Source organism: Carnobacterium sp. FSL E2-0243 (assembly GCF_038003605.1).
GTDB lineage: Bacteria > Bacillota > Bacilli > Lactobacillales > Carnobacteriaceae > Carnobacterium > Carnobacterium maltaromaticum.
The window spans coordinates 2,203,385-2,221,165 of sequence record NZ_JBBOPM010000001.1 but is presented as its reverse complement, the minus strand read 5'-3'; the positions used below and the strand labels follow the sequence as shown (position 1 = coordinate 2,221,165).

The 17,781-nt window shown below is 34.9% G+C and carries 14 protein-coding genes and 1 other annotated feature; of the genes, 13 read left to right on the top strand and 1 reads right to left on the bottom strand.

Going from position 1 to position 17,781, the window contains the following annotated elements; all coding sequences use genetic code 11:
- Window positions 1-14: 14 nt before the first annotated feature.
- Window positions 15-497: a hypothetical protein gene (locus MHI00_RS10395; RefSeq protein ID WP_056998643.1), complete on the bottom strand. Its 483-nt coding sequence runs from the start codon at window positions 495-497 to the stop codon at window positions 15-17.
- Window positions 498-746: 249 nt separating this feature from the next.
- Between MHI00_RS10395 and MHI00_RS10390 the strand changes: the two genes are divergently transcribed.
- The 13 genes from MHI00_RS10390 to mreC all read left to right on the top strand — a co-directional run bounded on the left by MHI00_RS10390 (window position 747) and on the right by mreC (window position 17,781).
- Entirely contained in the window at window positions 747-2,462 is a 1,716-nt protein-coding gene (locus MHI00_RS10390) for a septation ring formation regulator EzrA (protein WP_341113422.1), read from the top strand.
- A gap of 191 nt (window positions 2,463-2,653) precedes the next feature.
- Window positions 2,654-3,793, top strand: a complete 1,140-nt coding sequence (locus tag MHI00_RS10385) for a cysteine desulfurase family protein (protein WP_317943319.1) — start codon at window positions 2,654-2,656, stop codon at window positions 3,791-3,793.
- A 17-nt stretch (window positions 3,794-3,810) separates the two neighbouring features.
- Window positions 3,811-5,028, top strand: a complete 1,218-nt coding sequence (thiI, locus tag MHI00_RS10380; RefSeq protein ID WP_010050424.1) for a tRNA uracil 4-sulfurtransferase ThiI — start codon at window positions 3,811-3,813, stop codon at window positions 5,026-5,028.
- A gap of 241 nt (window positions 5,029-5,269) precedes the next feature.
- Window positions 5,270-6,859, top strand: coding sequence for an amidohydrolase (locus MHI00_RS10375; protein ID WP_341113412.1), 1,590 nt, complete (start codon window positions 5,270-5,272; stop codon window positions 6,857-6,859).
- Between the two features lie 186 nt (window positions 6,860-7,045).
- Window positions 7,046-7,705: a redox-sensing transcriptional repressor Rex gene (locus MHI00_RS10370; RefSeq protein WP_015076076.1), complete on the top strand. Its 660-nt coding sequence runs from the start codon at window positions 7,046-7,048 to the stop codon at window positions 7,703-7,705.
- A gap of 192 nt (window positions 7,706-7,897) precedes the next feature.
- Window positions 7,898-8,389 carry a thiol peroxidase gene (tpx, locus tag MHI00_RS10365; protein WP_010050427.1) on the top strand — a complete coding sequence of 164 codons (492 nt, stop codon included), beginning with the start codon at window positions 7,898-7,900 and terminating at the stop codon, window positions 8,387-8,389.
- Between the two features lie 69 nt (window positions 8,390-8,458).
- Window positions 8,459-8,686 (top strand) — a binding site (T-box leader).
- 288 nt (window positions 8,687-8,974) lie between these two features.
- Complete coding sequence (locus MHI00_RS10360) at window positions 8,975-11,620, top strand: valine--tRNA ligase (RefSeq protein ID WP_135054730.1); 2,646 nt, start codon at window positions 8,975-8,977, stop codon at window positions 11,618-11,620.
- A gap of 162 nt (window positions 11,621-11,782) precedes the next feature.
- On the top strand, window positions 11,783-13,090 hold the full coding sequence (locus MHI00_RS10355; protein ID WP_341113406.1) for a bifunctional folylpolyglutamate synthase/dihydrofolate synthase: 1,308 nt from the start codon (window positions 11,783-11,785) through the stop codon (window positions 13,088-13,090).
- Window positions 13,091-13,104: 14 nt separating this feature from the next.
- A complete protein-coding gene (locus MHI00_RS10350) occupies window positions 13,105-13,767 on the top strand; it encodes an HAD family hydrolase (protein ID WP_010050430.1) in 663 nt (220 codons plus the stop codon).
- A gap of 49 nt (window positions 13,768-13,816) precedes the next feature.
- Entirely contained in the window at window positions 13,817-14,503 is a 687-nt protein-coding gene (radC, locus tag MHI00_RS10345; protein ID WP_010050431.1) for a RadC family protein, read from the top strand.
- A 356-nt stretch (window positions 14,504-14,859) separates the two neighbouring features.
- Window positions 14,860-15,060, top strand: coding sequence for a cold-shock protein (locus MHI00_RS10340; RefSeq protein ID WP_010050435.1), 201 nt, complete (start codon window positions 14,860-14,862; stop codon window positions 15,058-15,060).
- A gap of 551 nt (window positions 15,061-15,611) precedes the next feature.
- A complete protein-coding gene (locus MHI00_RS10335) occupies window positions 15,612-16,625 on the top strand; it encodes a rod shape-determining protein (protein ID WP_010050438.1) in 1,014 nt (337 codons plus the stop codon).
- Window positions 16,626-16,929: 304 nt separating this feature from the next.
- Entirely contained in the window at window positions 16,930-17,781 is an 852-nt protein-coding gene (mreC, locus tag MHI00_RS10330) for a rod shape-determining protein MreC (protein ID WP_010050442.1), read from the top strand.

Below are 17,781 nucleotides of genomic sequence, written 5' to 3'. Positions count from 1 at the left end.
TTCCTCATTTCAGTTTATTTTAGTTCTTTATTATAATCAAACCCAACTTTATCTTTCTTGAGTCCAACTTGTTTTTCGCCTTCTTTAGTCCAAGCAATTTTTCCATTGGCAATAAATTTACCGATTTCTCCACCGTTATCCACGTTGAATCGAACGAATAAAGAATCAACACCCTTTTTTTTCTCTTTTTTTTCAAGAGTATTAAAAATGGTTTCAAGATCTTTTTTATTTTTACTAAAGACAAGAACACGTAAAAATGTTTGGCTACCTTCTAGAGTTGACTTACTAGAAATCGTGTAAGTTTCACGCTGAACAGCGGCTTGTTTTGATAATTTAAACTGACTAAAACTAAAAAGAGCGAGACTAACAAAAAAAATCAGTCCAATTTTTTTTTGGAATTTTTTTGATCCTACTTTTTTAATTTTTAAAGCGAATCCTACTAGCACTAGGCAAAAGATAAAACCTAAAATTCCACATATTTTTAATAATAATAGCATACTATCGCTCCTGATTTGAAAAATTCCAACAATGAAATAGAAAAATAACGTGAATTGAATGATTTCTAGTGTTAGTTTTTTCTCACTGTGGTATAATCTACAATAGGTGTTTTTAATAAAAAAATCAAGTCAATTGTTTATTAAAAATTAGTTATATTTTCCTTAATTAAGTTCAAAGAAATTTAACAATCTATTCGTATTGTTACATAAACTGTAATTATAGAATCAATTTTAATCGGAGGTTTTCAAATGAATGTTATTGTTATTTTAATTGTGATTATTGTATTAGCCCTGGTCCTTTACGGAGCCAGCTATTTTCTTAAGAAAAAGCACTACCATAAAATTGATGAATTAGAAAATCGTAAGTTAAGCTTAACTGAAATTCCAGTAATTGATGAGATTAATAAATTGAAAAAATTACAGCTAACGGGTCAAACTGAAAAATCATTTAAAGAATGGGAGAAAGTTTGGCGTAATATCGCCACTGTTCATTTTCCAGATATTGAAAACTATTTATTTGATGCGGAGCAAGCAACTGACCGTATGAAATTAGTTAAGGCCCAGCAAGCAGAAGATGCTGCAACGAAATTAATGGACGATACTCAAGTCAGCATTGATAAAGTTCAAGCAGCTTTAAAAAAATTAATTCAAAGTGAAGAAGAAAATCGTTTAGAAATTAAAAAAACACAAGAAATATACCAAAACATTCGTAAAAAACTATTAACTCAAAGCTTTTCATTTGGTGGTGCCTTAGAAAATTTAGAACGTCGTTTAACTTATTTAGAATTAGATTTTACTAAATTTTCAGAATTAACCACTTCTGGTGATCATATTGAAGCAAGAGAAGTTTTAGAGCGTGTCGCCACTGATACTGCGGAATTAGATCGAGTAGTGGGATTAGTCCCTACCTTATTAAAAACGCTAACGGTTGACGTAGTTGATCAAGTTACTGAGTTGAAAGAAGGACATGCTCATTTACTTGCTGAAAATTTTGTGTTTTTAGATAGCGATATTCCAGCAGAAATTAAAACGATTGAAGAAAATAGTGAAGCAGCTAAGAGCTTAACTGAGACTTGTGAAGTTGATGAAGCTCAAAAAATGGTGCAAGATATTGAAACGAATATTGATAAGCTTTACGATCTTATGCAAGATGAAATTGATGCTAAAGCATTTGTTAATGATCAACAAAAAATGTTTGAGGATTATTTGACACATGTGATTGGCAACAATCGTAAGTTATTAATTGAAATTGATCGAGTGGCTCAAAGCTATACTTTGAATCATGATGAATTAGAAGCAGCTAAAGGAATCGAAACGGAATTGGATACTCTTAAAACCAGTTTTGATAACTTTATGGAAGATAGTAAGAACAATCAAGTTGTTTATTCTGTTTTGGCTGATTTTTTTGAAGAAACAGGCGATAAATTAACTGAAATTGAAGAAAAACAACAAAGTATTAATTCAGGTCTTTTGCATTTACGCAAAGATGAGATGGAAGCTCGTAAAAAACTTGATGAATATGAATTTGAAATGCGTGCTATGAAACGCTATGTTGAAAAACAGCATTTACCAGGTTTACCAGAAGAATATTTAGACTTATTTTTCTCAACAACCAAACGCATCGAAGAGTTGGCTCAACAGTTAAATAAGTTAAAAGTAGATATGAAAGAAATTTCACGCTTATGCTTCATGTGCCAAGATGATGTAACGTTAGCTAAAGAAAAGACGGAAGAAATTGTTGATAGTGCATTGTTAACTGAATATATGATGCAATATGCTAATCGTTACCGTCACTCTAATGAATCGATTGCAGATGCAATTGACAGTACTTTACGTTTGTTTAATAAAGATTATCGCTACCAAGAAGCACTTGAAACCATTTCAACAGCATTAGAGTTGGTAGAAGCTGGTGCATATAAAAAAGTCGAAGACAATTATTATGCAGATAAAAAAATAAATCAATAACGTGCTGAAGAATAACGAGACGAAGGAAAAATCCTAGGCTCGTTATTTTTTTTGAGTAATTTGTAAATACGCGTATTTAGTAGGTAGAAACCTTGTGATTCTGAGGAAGTCTGTTATAATAAATAATGGTTTTTAAGATAATAAGAAACCTTAATTAAGTTAGGGTTTTATAAATAGAAAGTGTGAACTAAATGATTTATTTTGATAATAGTGCAACAACACAAACAGATCCTTCTGTAGTAGCAACTTATGTGAAGGTAACGGAAGAAGTCTTCGGAAATCCTTCAAGTTTACATCATCTAGGCGATCATGCGGATGGCTTATTGCAGCAGTCCAGAAAACAAGTGGCATCAATTATGGGAGTAGAGCCAAAAGAAATCTTCTTTACTAGTGGTGGAACAGAGGGTGACAATTGGGCAATTAAAGGGACAGCAATTGAGAAGGGTAAATATGGGAAACATTTGATTACTAGCTCTGTTGAACATCCAGCCGTCAAAGAATCAATGGCTCAACTGGAAAAACAGGGCTTTGAAGTGACGTATCTTTCTGTAAATCGTGAGGGTATTATTTCTTTGGAGGAGTTAAAAGAAGCGTTACGTTCGGATACGATTTTGGTCTCAATTATGGCAGTAAATAATGAAGTTGGCAGTATTCAACCCATTGCGGAAATTGGAGAAATCTTAAAAGCATATCCAAAGGTTCATTTTCATGTGGATGCTGTTCAAGCAATTGGAAAAATTAAGTTAGATTTATCTGCGAGTTCTCGAGTAGATTTAGCAACATTTTCAGCTCATAAATTTCATGGACCAAGAGGCATTGGTTTTATGTATATTAGACAAGGGAAAAAAATTGCGCCACTATTAAGTGGTGGGGGACAAGAATTTGGTCGTAGAAGTGGAACCGAAAACCTGGCTGGTATTGTGGCCATGTCAAAAGCACTGCGTTTACTTTATACTGATGCACTAGTAAAACAGCAAAAGCAACGCGAGATAAAAGAGTATCTAAGTGCGGGTTTGGAAAAATATTCTAAAGTAAGTGTTTTTTCTTCGCCAACAGGTGCTCCGCATATTCTTTGTTTTGCTTTACGCGGCATTCGTGGCGAGGTATTTGTTCATGCGATGGAAAAAGTTGGGATTTATATTTCAACCACAAGTGCTTGTTCAAGTCGAAGTCAAACGAGTTCGAGTACTTTATCCGCGATGCATGTACCCGAAAATTTAGCAACAAGCGCTGTTCGAGTTAGCTTAACAGATACCAACACATTAGCAGAAGCCAAGCAATTTTTAGTTGAATTTGCTAAGTTAGAGGAACAATTTAGAGACATTCACTAATAGGAAGGAAACAAATTATGAACTATACAGAAATTATGGTTCGCTACGGCGAATTATCAACAAAAGGAAAAAATAAACGTACATTTATCAATCGATTATCTCAAAATGTGAGACGGGCGTTACATGATTTTCCAGAGATTAAAATTCTTGGTGAACGTGATCATATGTATTTAGAATTAAATGGAGCAGATAGTCACATTGTAATGAAACGTTTAGAGCCTATTTTTGGGATTCAAAATTATTCACCAGTTGTTCGCTTGCCTCGTGATATGGACGTTGTCAAAAAAGTTGCTGTTGAAATGGTGCAATCTGTTTTTAAAGAAGGGCAAACCTTTAAAATTACAACAAAACGTGCAGATCACCTTTTTGAATTAGATACAAATGATATCAATCAATTACTTGGTGCAGAAGTTTTGCGTAATGTTGAAGGAATTAAGGTTCAAGTTAAGAAGCCAGATATTGAAGTCAAAGTGGAAGTCCGTTTAGAGGGTATCTTCCTATCTTGTCAACGAATAGCTGGAGCAGGAGGTTTACCTGTTGGTTCAGGTGGACGAGCAATGCTAATGCTTTCTGGAGGAATAGATTCTCCAGTTGCCGGATATTTAGCAATGAAGCGTGGTGTTGAAGTTCAAGCGGTTCATTTCCATAGTCCGCCTTATACAAGCCCTCGTGCGCTACAAAAAGCGAAAGACTTAACCGTTAAATTAACTGCTTATGTTGGAAGTATTCAATTTATTGAAGTTCCATTTACTGAAATTCAAGAAGAAATCAAACGTGTTGTACCAGAAGGTTATTTAATGACCGTTACTCGTCGGATGATGATGCGTTTAACGGATAAAATACGTGAACAGCAACGTGGCTTAGCAATTGTAAATGGGGAATCCCTTGGGCAAGTTGCTTCTCAAACGCTCCAAAGTATGGTATCCATTAATGAGGTTACGAATACTCCAATTATTCGCCCAGTTGTTTCAATGGATAAAAATGAGATTATTGAAATTGCACAAAAAATCGATACATTAGAACTATCGATTCAACCTTTTGAAGATTGTTGTACAATTTTTGCTCCACCAGCACCAAAAACAAAGCCGAAATTAGAAAAAGCACAAAAATTCGAAGCTCGCTTAGATGTGGATGGTTTAATCGAACGCGCAATGGCAGGCTTAGTCATTTCAGAAATTAAAACAGGTGATTCATTGGAAGAGCAACAAGAAGAAGCCTTTTCAGAATTTTTATAAAGTGCGATGAAAGCTGTTCTGCTCCGAATATACTGGAAACAAATGCAAGCAATTGCGGTCTTCAATTGTGCGCAGTTGTAGAAGTATAAGAAATAGCAAGCTTTAAGAGCCGGATTATAAAGTACGATGAAAGTTGTTCTACTCTGATTAAAATCAAGTTCATCTCGGATAAATTGAGAGGCTGAGATAAAATTCTCAGCCTCTTTTTAGTATTTTTCAACAACAGAAATGAGGAATAAAAATGAAATTATGGAAAAATGGTCTTTTTTATACGATGTCAAACGAGGGTGAGACAGTTGAAGCCGTTTTAACAAATAATGGAGAAATCATTGGAGTCGGTACGGAAGAGTCATTAAAAGAATATTATCCAGAAGTATTAGAAGAAATAGACCTAGCAGGAAGTACTGTATTTCCAGGTTTTGTTGATAGCCACTTGCATTTGCTTTGGTATGGTCAAAGTTTAGCTCGTTTAAATTTAAATCAGTGTACATCTAAAAAAACGGCCTTACGAATGATTAAAGAGAAAGTAGCAAAACTTAGAGAAAAAGAGTGGCTTTTTGTCGAAGGATACAATGAGAATAAATGGCAAGATAGTACAGAAGCATTTAAAAAATCTGATTTAGATGCTCTTTCAATGACTCATCCAATCCTTGTTAGACGAATTGATTATCATAATGTAGTTATCAATGAAGCCTTTACTCAAGAAATTGGAATTAAAAAATGGCAAAAATTTGAAGGTGGGGGAGAAATTGTACTAGATGAGAAGGGTGAGTTTACTGGAGTTTTAAAAGATGAGGCGACTAATTTAGCTATCGATGCTTTTCCACCAGCAACACCAAGTGAGATGGAAGATTATCTTACTCTGGCTGTTAAAGATTTGTGGACTAAAGGGATTACAGGCGGTCATACAGAAGATTTGCACTATTTCAATGGATTTGAAGGAACTTTGGCCACTTTTAAAGCGTGTCTCGGTGTAGATAAGTTACCTTTTAGGAGTCATTTACTAATTCATAATGCTGAATTAGAAGCTTTTAATCAGTCTAATCAACAATTTTTAGATGGTGATCCATTTATTGAATTAGGTGCAATGAAAATTTTTTATGATGGGACGGTTGGATCAAGAACGGCATTAATGAAAAATGGCTATGCATCAGATTCTGAACATCATGGTTTACAAATTCAAACAGATGACATTTTTGAAAAGATGGTCCAATCGGCAAGAAATGCTGGTTTACCAGTTGCCATTCATATATTAGGTGATTTAGCATTTGAAAAAGTGATTCAGACCTTAAAAGCTTATCCACCCAAAAAAGGACAACGAGATCGGATGATTCATACGCCGTGGTTGAATCCAGGATTGTTAGCAAAAGCTAAAAATATGCCTTTATTATTCGATGTTCAACCTCAGTTTATGAGCAGCGATTTGCCATGGGCCTTAGAGGTTTTAGGAACCAATCATCCTCCTTTGGCCTTTGCTTGGCGCAGTATTGCCGAGGCGGGTTTTCCTACAGCTGGCGGAAGTGATGCTCCAGTTGAGACTCCAAATCCATTTCTAGGGATTCATGCTGCTGTTACACGGACTGTCAGCTCAGATAAAAATGGAAAAGCTTATTTTCCTGATGAAGGATTATCTGTATTTGAAGCGATTAGCCTTTATACAACAGGAAGTGCTTTGGCAGGTTATCAAGAAAAAACACGCGGACAAATTAAAGTCGGATTTGTAGCAGATTTCACTGTTTTAGAAGAAAATCCATTTACGATTGAAAAAGAAAACTTAGCAGATATCCATGTTTTGAAAACCATTATTTCAGAGCAAATTGTTTTTGGCTGAATAGATTAAATAAATACCGAAAAGAGCGCCTTATTTTAAAAAGTAAGGTGCTCTTTTCAGTTCTAAGGGATTAAGCAGAGTAAGATTTTGATTAAAATAATGTGAATCATGTCACATATAAATTGAATTCACTGTTTTACAATGGTAATATAAGATTATATGAAGTAAATTAGGAAGGTGAGTTGTATGGAGAAAGTAGAGAAAAATAAAAATGTTCCTAAAGCAACAGCCAAGCGTTTACCGTTGTATTATCGCTATTTAAAATCGTTAGAAGAATCTGGGATTCATCGGATTAAGTCTAAAGATTTCAGTACGTTAACGCAAGTTCCTTCCACTACAATTCGTCGTGATTTTTCACATTTTGGAGAATTGGGTCGAAGTGGTTATGGCTATGAAGTTGGTCATGTTTTAAATGTTTTTGATCAAATATTAAATGTGAATAGAGTAACAAAAGTAGCTTTAGTTGGAGTTGGGAATTTAGGGCGCGCTTTGATGTCCAATAATTTTAGACGAGATGACAATTTGAAAATCACTTGTGGTTTTGAAACAAATGAAGAATTGTGTAATCAAAAAATTGGTGGAATCCCTGTTTACCATATTAGTCAGATGGAAGAAATTATTCAGCATGAATCAATAACCACAGCCATCTCAACAGTTCCTAGTCAACATTCGCAAGAAGCAATTAATCAATTAGTGGCTGCAGGTGTTACAGCAGTTCTTAACTTTGCACCGGGTCGAGTTAAAGTATCTAATGAGATAGACGTTCGTTATATCGACTTAACAACAGAGTTACTAACACTTATCTACTTTAATGAAAAAATTCGCAAACAAACGCAATTGAGCTAAAAAATCGGTTGTTATAATAATCAAGGGACTAAGAATTAATTTGACAGTCTCTTGAGATTTTGTAAGCAGAATAATTGCCTATCCCTAAGAAGAAACTGTATACTTAATTAGAAAGAGTGTAAAAGCACATAGAGATGTAGTTCTTATGAGCCAACTCAACAAACTTTTTTATAAATAAGGGAGCGATAAATAATGGAAATTACCAAAAGAGGAACAGTCATCAAAGTTGAGGGAACTCAGCCAAAAACAGGTGAAAAAGCACCTCATTTTACATTGAACAACTTATCAGATAAAAAAATTAATTTAGCTGATTATCAAGGAAAAGTTGTTTTGGTTAGTGTTGTACCAAACATCGATACATCAGTTTGTGCGATTCAAACAAAACATTTTAATCAAGAAGCGGGACAATTAGAAAATGTTCAATTGATTACGATTTCTAACAATACCAAAGAAGAGCAAGCGGACTGGTGTGCAGGAAATGGTGTTGAAATGGAAATGCTACATGATACAGATTTAGAATTTGCTAAAGCATATGGGGTATATATGCCAGAACTAGGCTTATTAGCTCGTTCGGTTTTTGTAATCGATCAAGACGGTGTTTTAGTATATGAAGAAATTGTGCCAGAAATGAGCCATGAGCCAGACTATACAGCTGCATTGGCAGCAACAAAAGCCTTAATTTAAATCATTCAATCAGCTAGAAATCGATTTTTCTGTTGAGTTTACTATCATTCAATGCTAAAATAAAGTCAATGAAAAGCATTGATCAAGAGGAGTAGTTTTAGATACTAATTTTAAGAGAAAAGAACAAATGCTGAGAGTTCTTTATTAGTCTAAAATGAATGTAGCTTGGGAGCTGATAGAGGGAAGTTAGAGTAACTCTATCCGGAGGTAGCGATCCGTTAACAGCGTTTAGAGTGGTGTGTTGTTTTCAACATGCAAAATAGGTGGTACCGCGAATTCAAAGCATTCGTCCTAATTAATTTTAGGCGGATGCTTTTTGTCATGGTTCTTGTTGCTTTAGCAACTTAGAACCATGATACACATCCATCAAAGATGGACTGTGATCCTTAAATGTTGGTTTGTTGAGGTTCTTGTTGCTTAAGCAACTTAGAAACACAGTATGCATTAATCAAAAGGTTGATGTAATCCGATAATTTTGGTTTGTCGTATTTTAAGTAAAAATACAAATGAAATTGCATAAACCTAAAATAACTTTGCTTAGTTTATAAAACTTAAAATCAAATGAAAAATAGGGAGGAAGATAGTATGTCAGAAGAACTAAAAATGCCAACTAAGTATCAACCCCAAGAAGTAGAAGCTGGACGCTACGAAGAGTGGCTAAAAAAAGATTTATTTAAGCCAAGTGAGGATCAAACTAAAGAACCATATTCGATTGTGATTCCACCTCCAAACGTGACTGGAAAATTACATTTAGGCCATGCTTGGGATACCACATTACAAGACATTATTATTCGTCAAAAACGCATGCAAGGCTACGATACATTATGGTTGCCAGGGATGGATCATGCGGGAATTGCGACTCAAGCAAAAGTCGAAGAAAAATTAGCCCAAGAAGGTATTTCACGCTATGATTTAGGCCGTGAAAAATTTATTGAAACAGTTTGGGATTGGAAAGAAGAGTATGCTAGCGTGATTCGCGCGCAATGGGCAAAAGTTGGAATTTCAGTTGATTATAGTCGTGAGCGTTTTACTTTAGACTCAGGTTTATCAGATGCAGTTCGTAAAGTTTTTGTATCCATGTATGAAAAAGACCTTATTTATCGTGGAGAATATATTATCAATTGGGATCCTAAAGCTAAAACAGCCTTATCGGATATTGAAGTCATTCATAAAGATGTTGAGGGTGCTTTTTACCATATGAGTTATCCGTTAGCAGATGGTAGTGGGACTGTTGAGTTAGCTACAACTCGTCCAGAAACAATGTTAGGTGATACTGCAATTGCTGTTCATCCAGAAGATTCACGTTACAAACACTTAATTGGGAAAATGGTTATCCTACCTTTAGTTAATAAAGAAATTCCAATTATTGCAGATGACTATGTTGAAATGGATTTTGGTACAGGAGTCGTTAAAATTACACCGGCTCATGACCCTAATGATTTCGAAGTTGGAAATCGCCATGATTTACCTAGAATCAATGTAATGGATGAATCTGGTGTCATGAATGAATTAGCTGGAAAATATCAAAATATGGATCGCTTTGCTGCAAGAAAAGCGGTTGTAGCTGATTTGAAAGAATTAGGTCATTTAATCAAAATTGAAACAATGGTTCATAGTGTTGGTCATTCTGAACGTACTGGAGTTGTTGTTGAACCGCGTTTATCAACACAATGGTTTGTGAAAATGGCGCCTTTAGCAAAAGAAGCGATGGACAATCAAGCAACGGATCAAGCGATTGAGTTTGTACCTGAGCGTTTCGAAACGAACTACATGCGTTGGATGGAAAATATTCATGACTGGGTTATTTCTAGACAACTATGGTGGGGACATCAAATTCCAGCTTGGTATCATAAAACAACTGGCGAACTTTATGTTGGCATGGAAGCCCCAGTAGATAGTGAAAATTGGGTACAAGATCCAGATGTATTAGATACTTGGTTTAGTTCAGCTTTATGGCCATTTTCAACAATGGGATGGCCTGATACAGAAGCGCCAGATTTTAAACGTTACTTCCCAACTAATACACTTGTAACAGGCTATGATATTATTGCCTTTTGGGTAAGTCGTATGATTTTCCAAAGCTTAGAATTTACCGGCAAACGTCCTTTCCAAAAAGCGTTAATCCATGGTTTAATTCGCGATGAAGATGGACGCAAAATGAGTAAATCTTTAGGCAATGGGATTGATCCGATGGAAGTTATTGATAAATATGGTGCAGATGCTTTGCGTTGGTTCCTATCAAATGGTTCAGCTCCAGGGCAAGATGTTCGTTTTAGTTATGATAAAATGGATGCAGCATGGAACTTTATCAACAAGATTTGGAATGCTAGTCGTTTTGCGATTATGAATATGAACGGTTTAAGCTATGAAGAAATTGATTTTAGTGGCGAAAAAACTATTGCAGATCGTTGGATTCTAACGCGCTTGAACCAAACAGTTGAAAAAGTAACGGATTTATTTGAAAAATTTGAATTTGGTGAAGCCGGTCGTCACTTATATAACTTTATTTGGGATGATTTTTGTGATTGGTATATTGAAATGAGTAAAGGGGTACTAAATGGTGAAAACGAAGCAGCTAAGCAAACAACTAGAAGTATTTTAGCTTATGTTCTTGACCAAACATTGCGCTTACTGCATCCAATTATGCCATTCGTAACAGAAAAAATTTGGGAAAGTGTTCCTCATGAAGGGGAATCTCTAGTTATAGCTGAATATCCGGTAGTTCACCCAGAGCTAAACGATGAGGATGCTGCAAAAGGTATGGATGTGTTAATGGAACTTATTCGCTCAGTTCGCACGATTCGTTCAGAAGTGAATACTCCTCTTTCTAAGAAAATTGAATTGCTAATCAAGACGAATGATGCTTCAATTGAAACCTTCTTAAAAGAAAATGAAACTTATATTGAGCGTTTTTGTAACCCAGAAAATCTAGTGATTTCTAGTCAAATTGAAGCTCCAGAGTCGGCTATGAGCGCGGTTATTACAGGCGCAGAAATTTATCTACCATTAGCAGGTTTAATTAATATTGACGAAGAAATTATCCGTTTAGAAAAAGAAATGGCTAAATGGGAAAGTGAAGTTAAACGCGTGCAAGGTAAGCTTTCAAATGAACGCTTTGTATCTAGTGCACCTGAAGCAGTTGTACAAGTTGAGCGAGAAAAAGAAAAAGATTATTTAGAAAAACGTGAAGCTGTTGCTGAACGTATTGCCTCACTAAAAGCGCAACAATAAAATCAGATAGAATGGGTTAAAAGGGCTGAAAAGAACTTTTAACTCATTCTGTTTTTTATTTTTACGCTAGTCATTTTTAAACAAGAGCGGTATAATAGAGAAACAAAAAAGAACGTAATAACTAGTATAAATGACGAATGTGAAGAATTGGTGGGATGTAAGTTGTTTAAGACGTATGAAGAAGCACTAGAATGGATTCATGGAAGATTAGTGATGGGAATGAAGCCAGGATTGAAAAGAATGGAATGGATGATGAAGCGTCTAGGGCATCCCGAAAGACGATTTAAATCTATTCATGTAGCAGGCACAAACGGAAAAGGATCGACAGTTACGTACTTACGAGAGATGTTAGAGGCTGCTGGTCAAGTAGTAGGGACATTTACGTCGCCTTATATTACCACTTTTAATGAACGTATCAGTGTCAACGGAGAACCTATTTCAAATGAAGAAATTTTACGTTTAGCAAACTTAGTTTACCCGCTAGTGATGGAGTTAGAAGAAACTTCATTGGGCGGTCCTAGTGAGTTTGAAGTTGTAAATACAATGATGTTTATTTATTTTGGTGAAGGACATGCGGATGTTGTTCTAATCGAAGTAGGCTTAGGAGGATTAGTTGATTCAACCAACGTTGTGACGCCAGTCGTTTCGGCTATTACAACTATTGGTTTTGATCATATGCACATTCTAGGTGGTACAATTGCTGAAATTGCAGAACAAAAAGCAGGTATTATCAAACCAGGTATCCCAGTTGTTGTTGGAAATGTTGATTCAGAAGCTTTAAAAGTCATTGGTAAAGTTGCAGAAGAAAATGCTAGCCCACTGCTGTGTTTTAACAAAGATTATTTTATCTCAAAATGGAAAACATTACCGACATGGGGTGAGACGTTTACTTTTGAAGACGACTTTATTTGCTTAAGACAAGTCGTTTTGTCAATGCTAGGGAAACACCAAGTTGAAAATGCAGCATTAGCATTAGAAGTTTTACGAGTATACGGTCATGAAACAGGTTTAGCTATTGGTCATGAACAGATGTTGCGTGGATTAAAAGCGGCTTTCTGGCCAGGTAGATTGGAAAAAATAAATGAAGATCCATTAATTATTTTAGACGGCGCTCATAATGAGCCGGCGATGAACAGGCTGGTTGAGACGCTAAAAAATGATTTTGAGCAACAAGAAATATACGTACTATTCGCGGCTTTGGGGGATAAGGCAGTTGATAAAATGTTAGGTCAGCTACAAGTTCTGCCAAATGTTCATCTTATTTTAACGAGTTTTGATTATCCAAGAGCGGCATCAGCAAATCAGTTAACAACTAATTTGACTGGTAATTATGATGTTGAAGAAGTTTGGCAAGAAGGTTTAGTAAAAACTGTAAATGAAATGGATAGTAATAGTGTTTTGATTATAACAGGGTCACTGTATTTTATTTCTGAAGTTCGACACTATTTTTTAGATGAAACAAACAACTAAGGGGGACAAGTAACGTGGGTAAAGTAAAAGCAGTAATTTTTGATATGGATGGATTAATTTTTGATACAGAAACGCTTTATTATCGCTCAATGCAAGAGGTGGCGGATCGATTAGGCTTACCTTTTGATTATAAATATTATCTTAAATTTGTTGGGACATCAGACGAAGAGTTGCACGAAAATTTATATCGCGATTTTAAAAATGATGAAAAAGTTGCGACTCTCATTACAGATAGCCGTACTCGTTTAGATGAAATTGTTGAAGATGAAGGTTTAATGGTGAAAGCTGGTTTCATTGAATTGCTTGATTTCTTGGAAGCAGAAGGAATTAAAAAAGTAGTGGCTTCAAGTAATTTAAAAGAAATGGTGGCTAATTTTCTAAAACGTGAAAATATTCAGCATCGTTTTGATTATTTTGTTTCTGGTGATGAAGTTAAACGTGCAAAACCAGATCCTGAAATTTTTGAAAAAGCTTGGTCTGGTTTGGCTGTGCCAAAAGCTGAGACATTAATTCTTGAAGATTCAATTAACGGAATTAGAGCTGGATTTGATGCAGGTATACGCGTAATTATGGTGCCTGATTTAATTCCACCTTCGCCTGAAGCTGAAGAAAAAACTAGCGCTATTTATGAAGATTTATCTTACGTTAAAGACTTCATTAAAAATCAAAATAAATAAAACTTACGACCTCTTTTTACATATTATATTGTAAAAGGGGGTCTTTTTCATGCAAGAAAGAAGTTTAGTTTTAGAAGTTCCCAAATATAGTCGGCCTAGGGAACGTTTAGAGGAATATGGAGAGAAGGCCTTAGGAACACATGAATTATTGGCTATTTTATTACGAACAGGTTCAAAAGATAACAATGTTTTGGCTGTAGCAATGGAGTTGCTGAACAATTTTGGCGATTTACACCAACTTAAGCTAGCCTCTTTAGAGGAGCTCAGGGAAATAAAGGGAATTGGTCATGCTAAGTCAATCGAGATTAGGGCTGCAATTGAGTTTGGTGTTCGGATAGCAAGTGCCTCGCAATTAAAAATTGGGCATATTACATCTAGCCAGATGGTAGGGGATTTACTATATACAGAGATGAAGGATTTGCCACAAGAACATGTTGTTGCCTTATATTTGAATACCAAAAATCATTTAATCAAAAAAGAAACTATTTTTGTTGGCGGATTAAATTCTTCGATAGCACATCCGCGAGAGATTTTCCGTGGTGCTGTGCGAATTTCGGCAGCAAGGATTATTCTAGGTCATAACCATCCTTCAGGCAACCCAGAGCCATCGCAAGCAGATATTAGTTTTACAAAACGAATTATCGAATGTGGTGAATTAATGGGGATTGATTTATTGGATCATATTGTAGTTGGAGAAAAGGGGTATATTAGTTTAAAAGAAACTGGAATTATTTAAGTAGGAAATCCAATCAATTATCATAAAAATAGAACTAAAAAAAGAAATTCATAACCGATATATTTAATTACAAGTTATTTATTAGAAAATAATTTTAAACTTAAATTAAGAATTGGTCAGAAAATAACCATGTAGCCAAGGAAAGGGGTTACACTGAGAAGAAAGAAATCGGAACCATTTAATAAAAAAGTGAATGAATTAATAGGAAAACTCTTGTCGAAAAAAGAAATTTATGGTATACTAACTTTAGTGTTTTTGTTAGGTAAAGAAAAGATTGTTTCAGAACATTCCAATTCGTACCGTAAAGCAAGAATATCAAATATTATGTGCTAAAGGCACGAGGAGGAATTTTAACTATGGAACAAGGTACAGTAAAATGGTTTAACTCAGAAAAAGGATTTGGATTTATCGAACGCGAAAACGGAGACGATGTATTCGTACATTTCTCAGCTATCCAAGGCGACGGATTCAAAACTTTAGAAGAAGGACAAGCAGTTACTTTCGACGTTGAAGATGGTAACCGTGGACCTCAAGCAGCTAACGTAGAAAAAGCGTAAGCTCATTCACTTATAACCTTTAAAGACTAAGTATGTATGTACTTAGTCTTTTTTTATTTTTATTGTCTTATTTAATGATTAAATAAAGTATGATTATACTAATTAGACCCAACTATTATCTTGAATATCCCTCCTAATTTTCAAGATAACTTTAATTGAGCTACGGTTCATTTTCATTGGGGAAATTAAATTTGACGTTATTTTATTTTTGGGTTGAATTTAATAACAATATCTTATAAAATAAGAGTTGTCATTTGATTTGATGAATCAATAAAATTTTAAATTGAAAAGTAGAGTAGAATAGTTTACAACTAGAAGAAATATAAGCTTAAAAGGCATTTTGGTATGTCAAAAAGTTTACAAAAATAATAAATGTTTAAAATTATATTAAAATACGGTCGAAATTAATGTTTTCTTTGGTAATATGAAGTATGATTATTCCTGTTACAGTATAGAGCGTATATTTAATAGATTATTTTGGTAGGTCTAAAAAATAATTGAAATTTTGTGATGGATGACCATTTATGATAGAGCTGAGAGGATGAAGTTGTGTGTTTGGATTTGGAAGCAAGGATATTGGAATTGATTTAGGTACTGCGAATACAATGGTCTATTTGGATGGTAAAGGAATTGTCTTAAGAGAACCATCAGTAGTAGCAAAAAATACAAATAATGGTGATATAGTAGCAGTTGGTGAAGAAGCAAGAAATATGATTGGTAGAACCCCAGGAAGCATTGTAGCAATTCGCCCAATGAAAGATGGAGTTATTGCTGATTATGAAACAACTGCAGCTATGATGAAATATTATATTCAAAAAACAATTGGAAAATCGAGTTCAAAACCTTATGTGATGGTATGTGTACCTAGCGGAGTAACTGAAGTTGAAAAACGTGCAGTTATCGATGCTACACGCACAGCTGGTGCAAAAGATGCCTTTATTATCGAAGAACCGTTTGCTGCTGCTATTGGTGCAGGTCTTCCAGTAATGGACCCAACAGGTAGTATGGTTGTTGATATTGGTGGTGGAACAACGGATGTTGCAACGATTTCTTTAGGTGGAATCGTGAGTAGCCGTTCAATTCGTATGGCTGGAGATCGTCTAGATGATGCGATTATTCATTATGTACGTAAGAAATTCAATTTATTAATTGGTGAAAGAACAGCTGAAGCTGTGAAGATGGAAATAGGTTGTGCTTCTGTTGAAAAATCAAAAGAATATGGCGATATGAGTGTTAGAGGTCGTGATTTACTAACTGGTCTACCGAAAACAATTGAAATTTCAGCAGTCGATGTATCTCAATCACTACAAGAAGTTGTCGAAGCAATTATAGTTGCTGTTAAAGAAACTCTTGAAGAAACATCACCAGAAATTTCAGCAGATGTTATTGATCACGGAATTGTATTAACAGGTGGCGGAGCATTATTGAAAAATATTGCTGAAGTCATTGCAGACGAAACACAAGTACCAGTATTTGTAGCAAATGAGCCACTTGATTGTGTTGCCATTGGGACTGGTGAATCATTGAAACATATTGATTTATTTAAGAAAAACGCAAACCGTTAGAATCTATTCTTTCAAGTACACCTAGTTGTAGATGATGAAATATCCGTTCTTTTAATTAAGTGAGCTATCTGAATAGTTTGACGTTGCGAGGAGTTTTTAACTTCTCGCTTTTTTTAAGGGCTAAAAAGCATAACTGAGCAGTGATTAAATGTCGAAAAATAGCTTAAAAATAGAAAAAACAACACAAAAAAACTATTTTTCTTAAAAAATTACAAAGAGTTTAGTTTTTCTTAATAAAATTAGTTTATTATTACAGAGATATGGTAAAATAGAGAAGGCCATTAAGGCAAAGTGGGGTGACGAATTGCATCAATTTTTTTCAAATAAGAAGTTAATTATTTTGTTAGTAAGTGTAATTGCTTGTATGGGTTTAATTGCATACTCTATCAAAGAACGAGCAAAACTGCCAATTGTTCAACAATTTACCAATGATATTACGGCAATCACTGGTCGTGTTTTTGCTAAACCCGCGAATGCGGTCGTTAGTTTTATTGACTCTATTGATGACTTGAAAAATACTTATGAAGAAAATCAATTGTTAAAATCTAAAATTGATAAACTTTACGAGCAACAGGTTCAGCTTGCTGATTTAAAAGAAGCCAATAAAAAAATGCAAGAACAGTTAGACTTGCAAAGTGATATTTCTGATTTTAATAAAATCAACGGAACCGTTATTGGGAGAAATCCAGATACTTGGATAGATCAAATTATTGTTGATCGAGGCAGTCAAAATGGAATCGAAAAAGGCATGGCTGTAATGTCTGGTCCAGGACTTGTGGGGCGTGTTAGTGAAGTTAGCCCAACTAGTTCAAAAGTTCAATTAATTACAACAGCAGACACTAAAAACAATCGAGTTGCAGCAGAAGTTCAAGGTGGAGCAGCTCCAGTTTTTGGGATTATTAATGGATACGATAAAGAAACGAAACGTTTAATTATGAAACAAATTACAGCAGACGCAGTTCCAGAGAAAGGCACGCAAGTTGTGACATCAGGATTAGGTGGAAAAACCCCTAGAACACTTCCAATCGGTGAAGTAGATGAAGTCAAGCTAGATTCTTTTGGATTATCAAAAGAAGTTTATGTGAAACCTTATGCGGATACAAATGATATTCGTTACGTGACGTTTATTCAACGTAGCGCTGAGAGTGGTGAATAA

Coding starts and splice junctions, on each gene's coding strand:
- MHI00_RS10340 (WP_010050435.1), top strand. CDS start 14,860: ATGGAACAAGGTACAGTAAAATGGTTTAACTCAGAAAAAGGATTTGGA.
- MHI00_RS10360 (WP_135054730.1), top strand. CDS start 8,975: ATGTCAGAAGAACTAAAAATGCCAACTAAGTATCAACCCCAAGAAGTA.
- MHI00_RS10370 (WP_015076076.1), top strand. CDS start 7,046: ATGGAGAAAGTAGAGAAAAATAAAAATGTTCCTAAAGCAACAGCCAAG.
- thiI (WP_010050424.1), top strand. CDS start 3,811: ATGAACTATACAGAAATTATGGTTCGCTACGGCGAATTATCAACAAAA.
- MHI00_RS10385 (WP_317943319.1), top strand. CDS start 2,654: ATGATTTATTTTGATAATAGTGCAACAACACAAACAGATCCTTCTGTA.
- tpx (WP_010050427.1), top strand. CDS start 7,898: ATGGAAATTACCAAAAGAGGAACAGTCATCAAAGTTGAGGGAACTCAG.
- radC (WP_010050431.1), top strand. CDS start 13,817: ATGCAAGAAAGAAGTTTAGTTTTAGAAGTTCCCAAATATAGTCGGCCT.
- MHI00_RS10375 (WP_341113412.1), top strand. CDS start 5,270: ATGAAATTATGGAAAAATGGTCTTTTTTATACGATGTCAAACGAGGGT.
- MHI00_RS10395 (WP_056998643.1), bottom strand. CDS start 497: ATGCTATTATTATTAAAAATATGTGGAATTTTAGGTTTTATCTTTTGC.
- MHI00_RS10390 (WP_341113422.1), top strand. CDS start 747: ATGAATGTTATTGTTATTTTAATTGTGATTATTGTATTAGCCCTGGTC.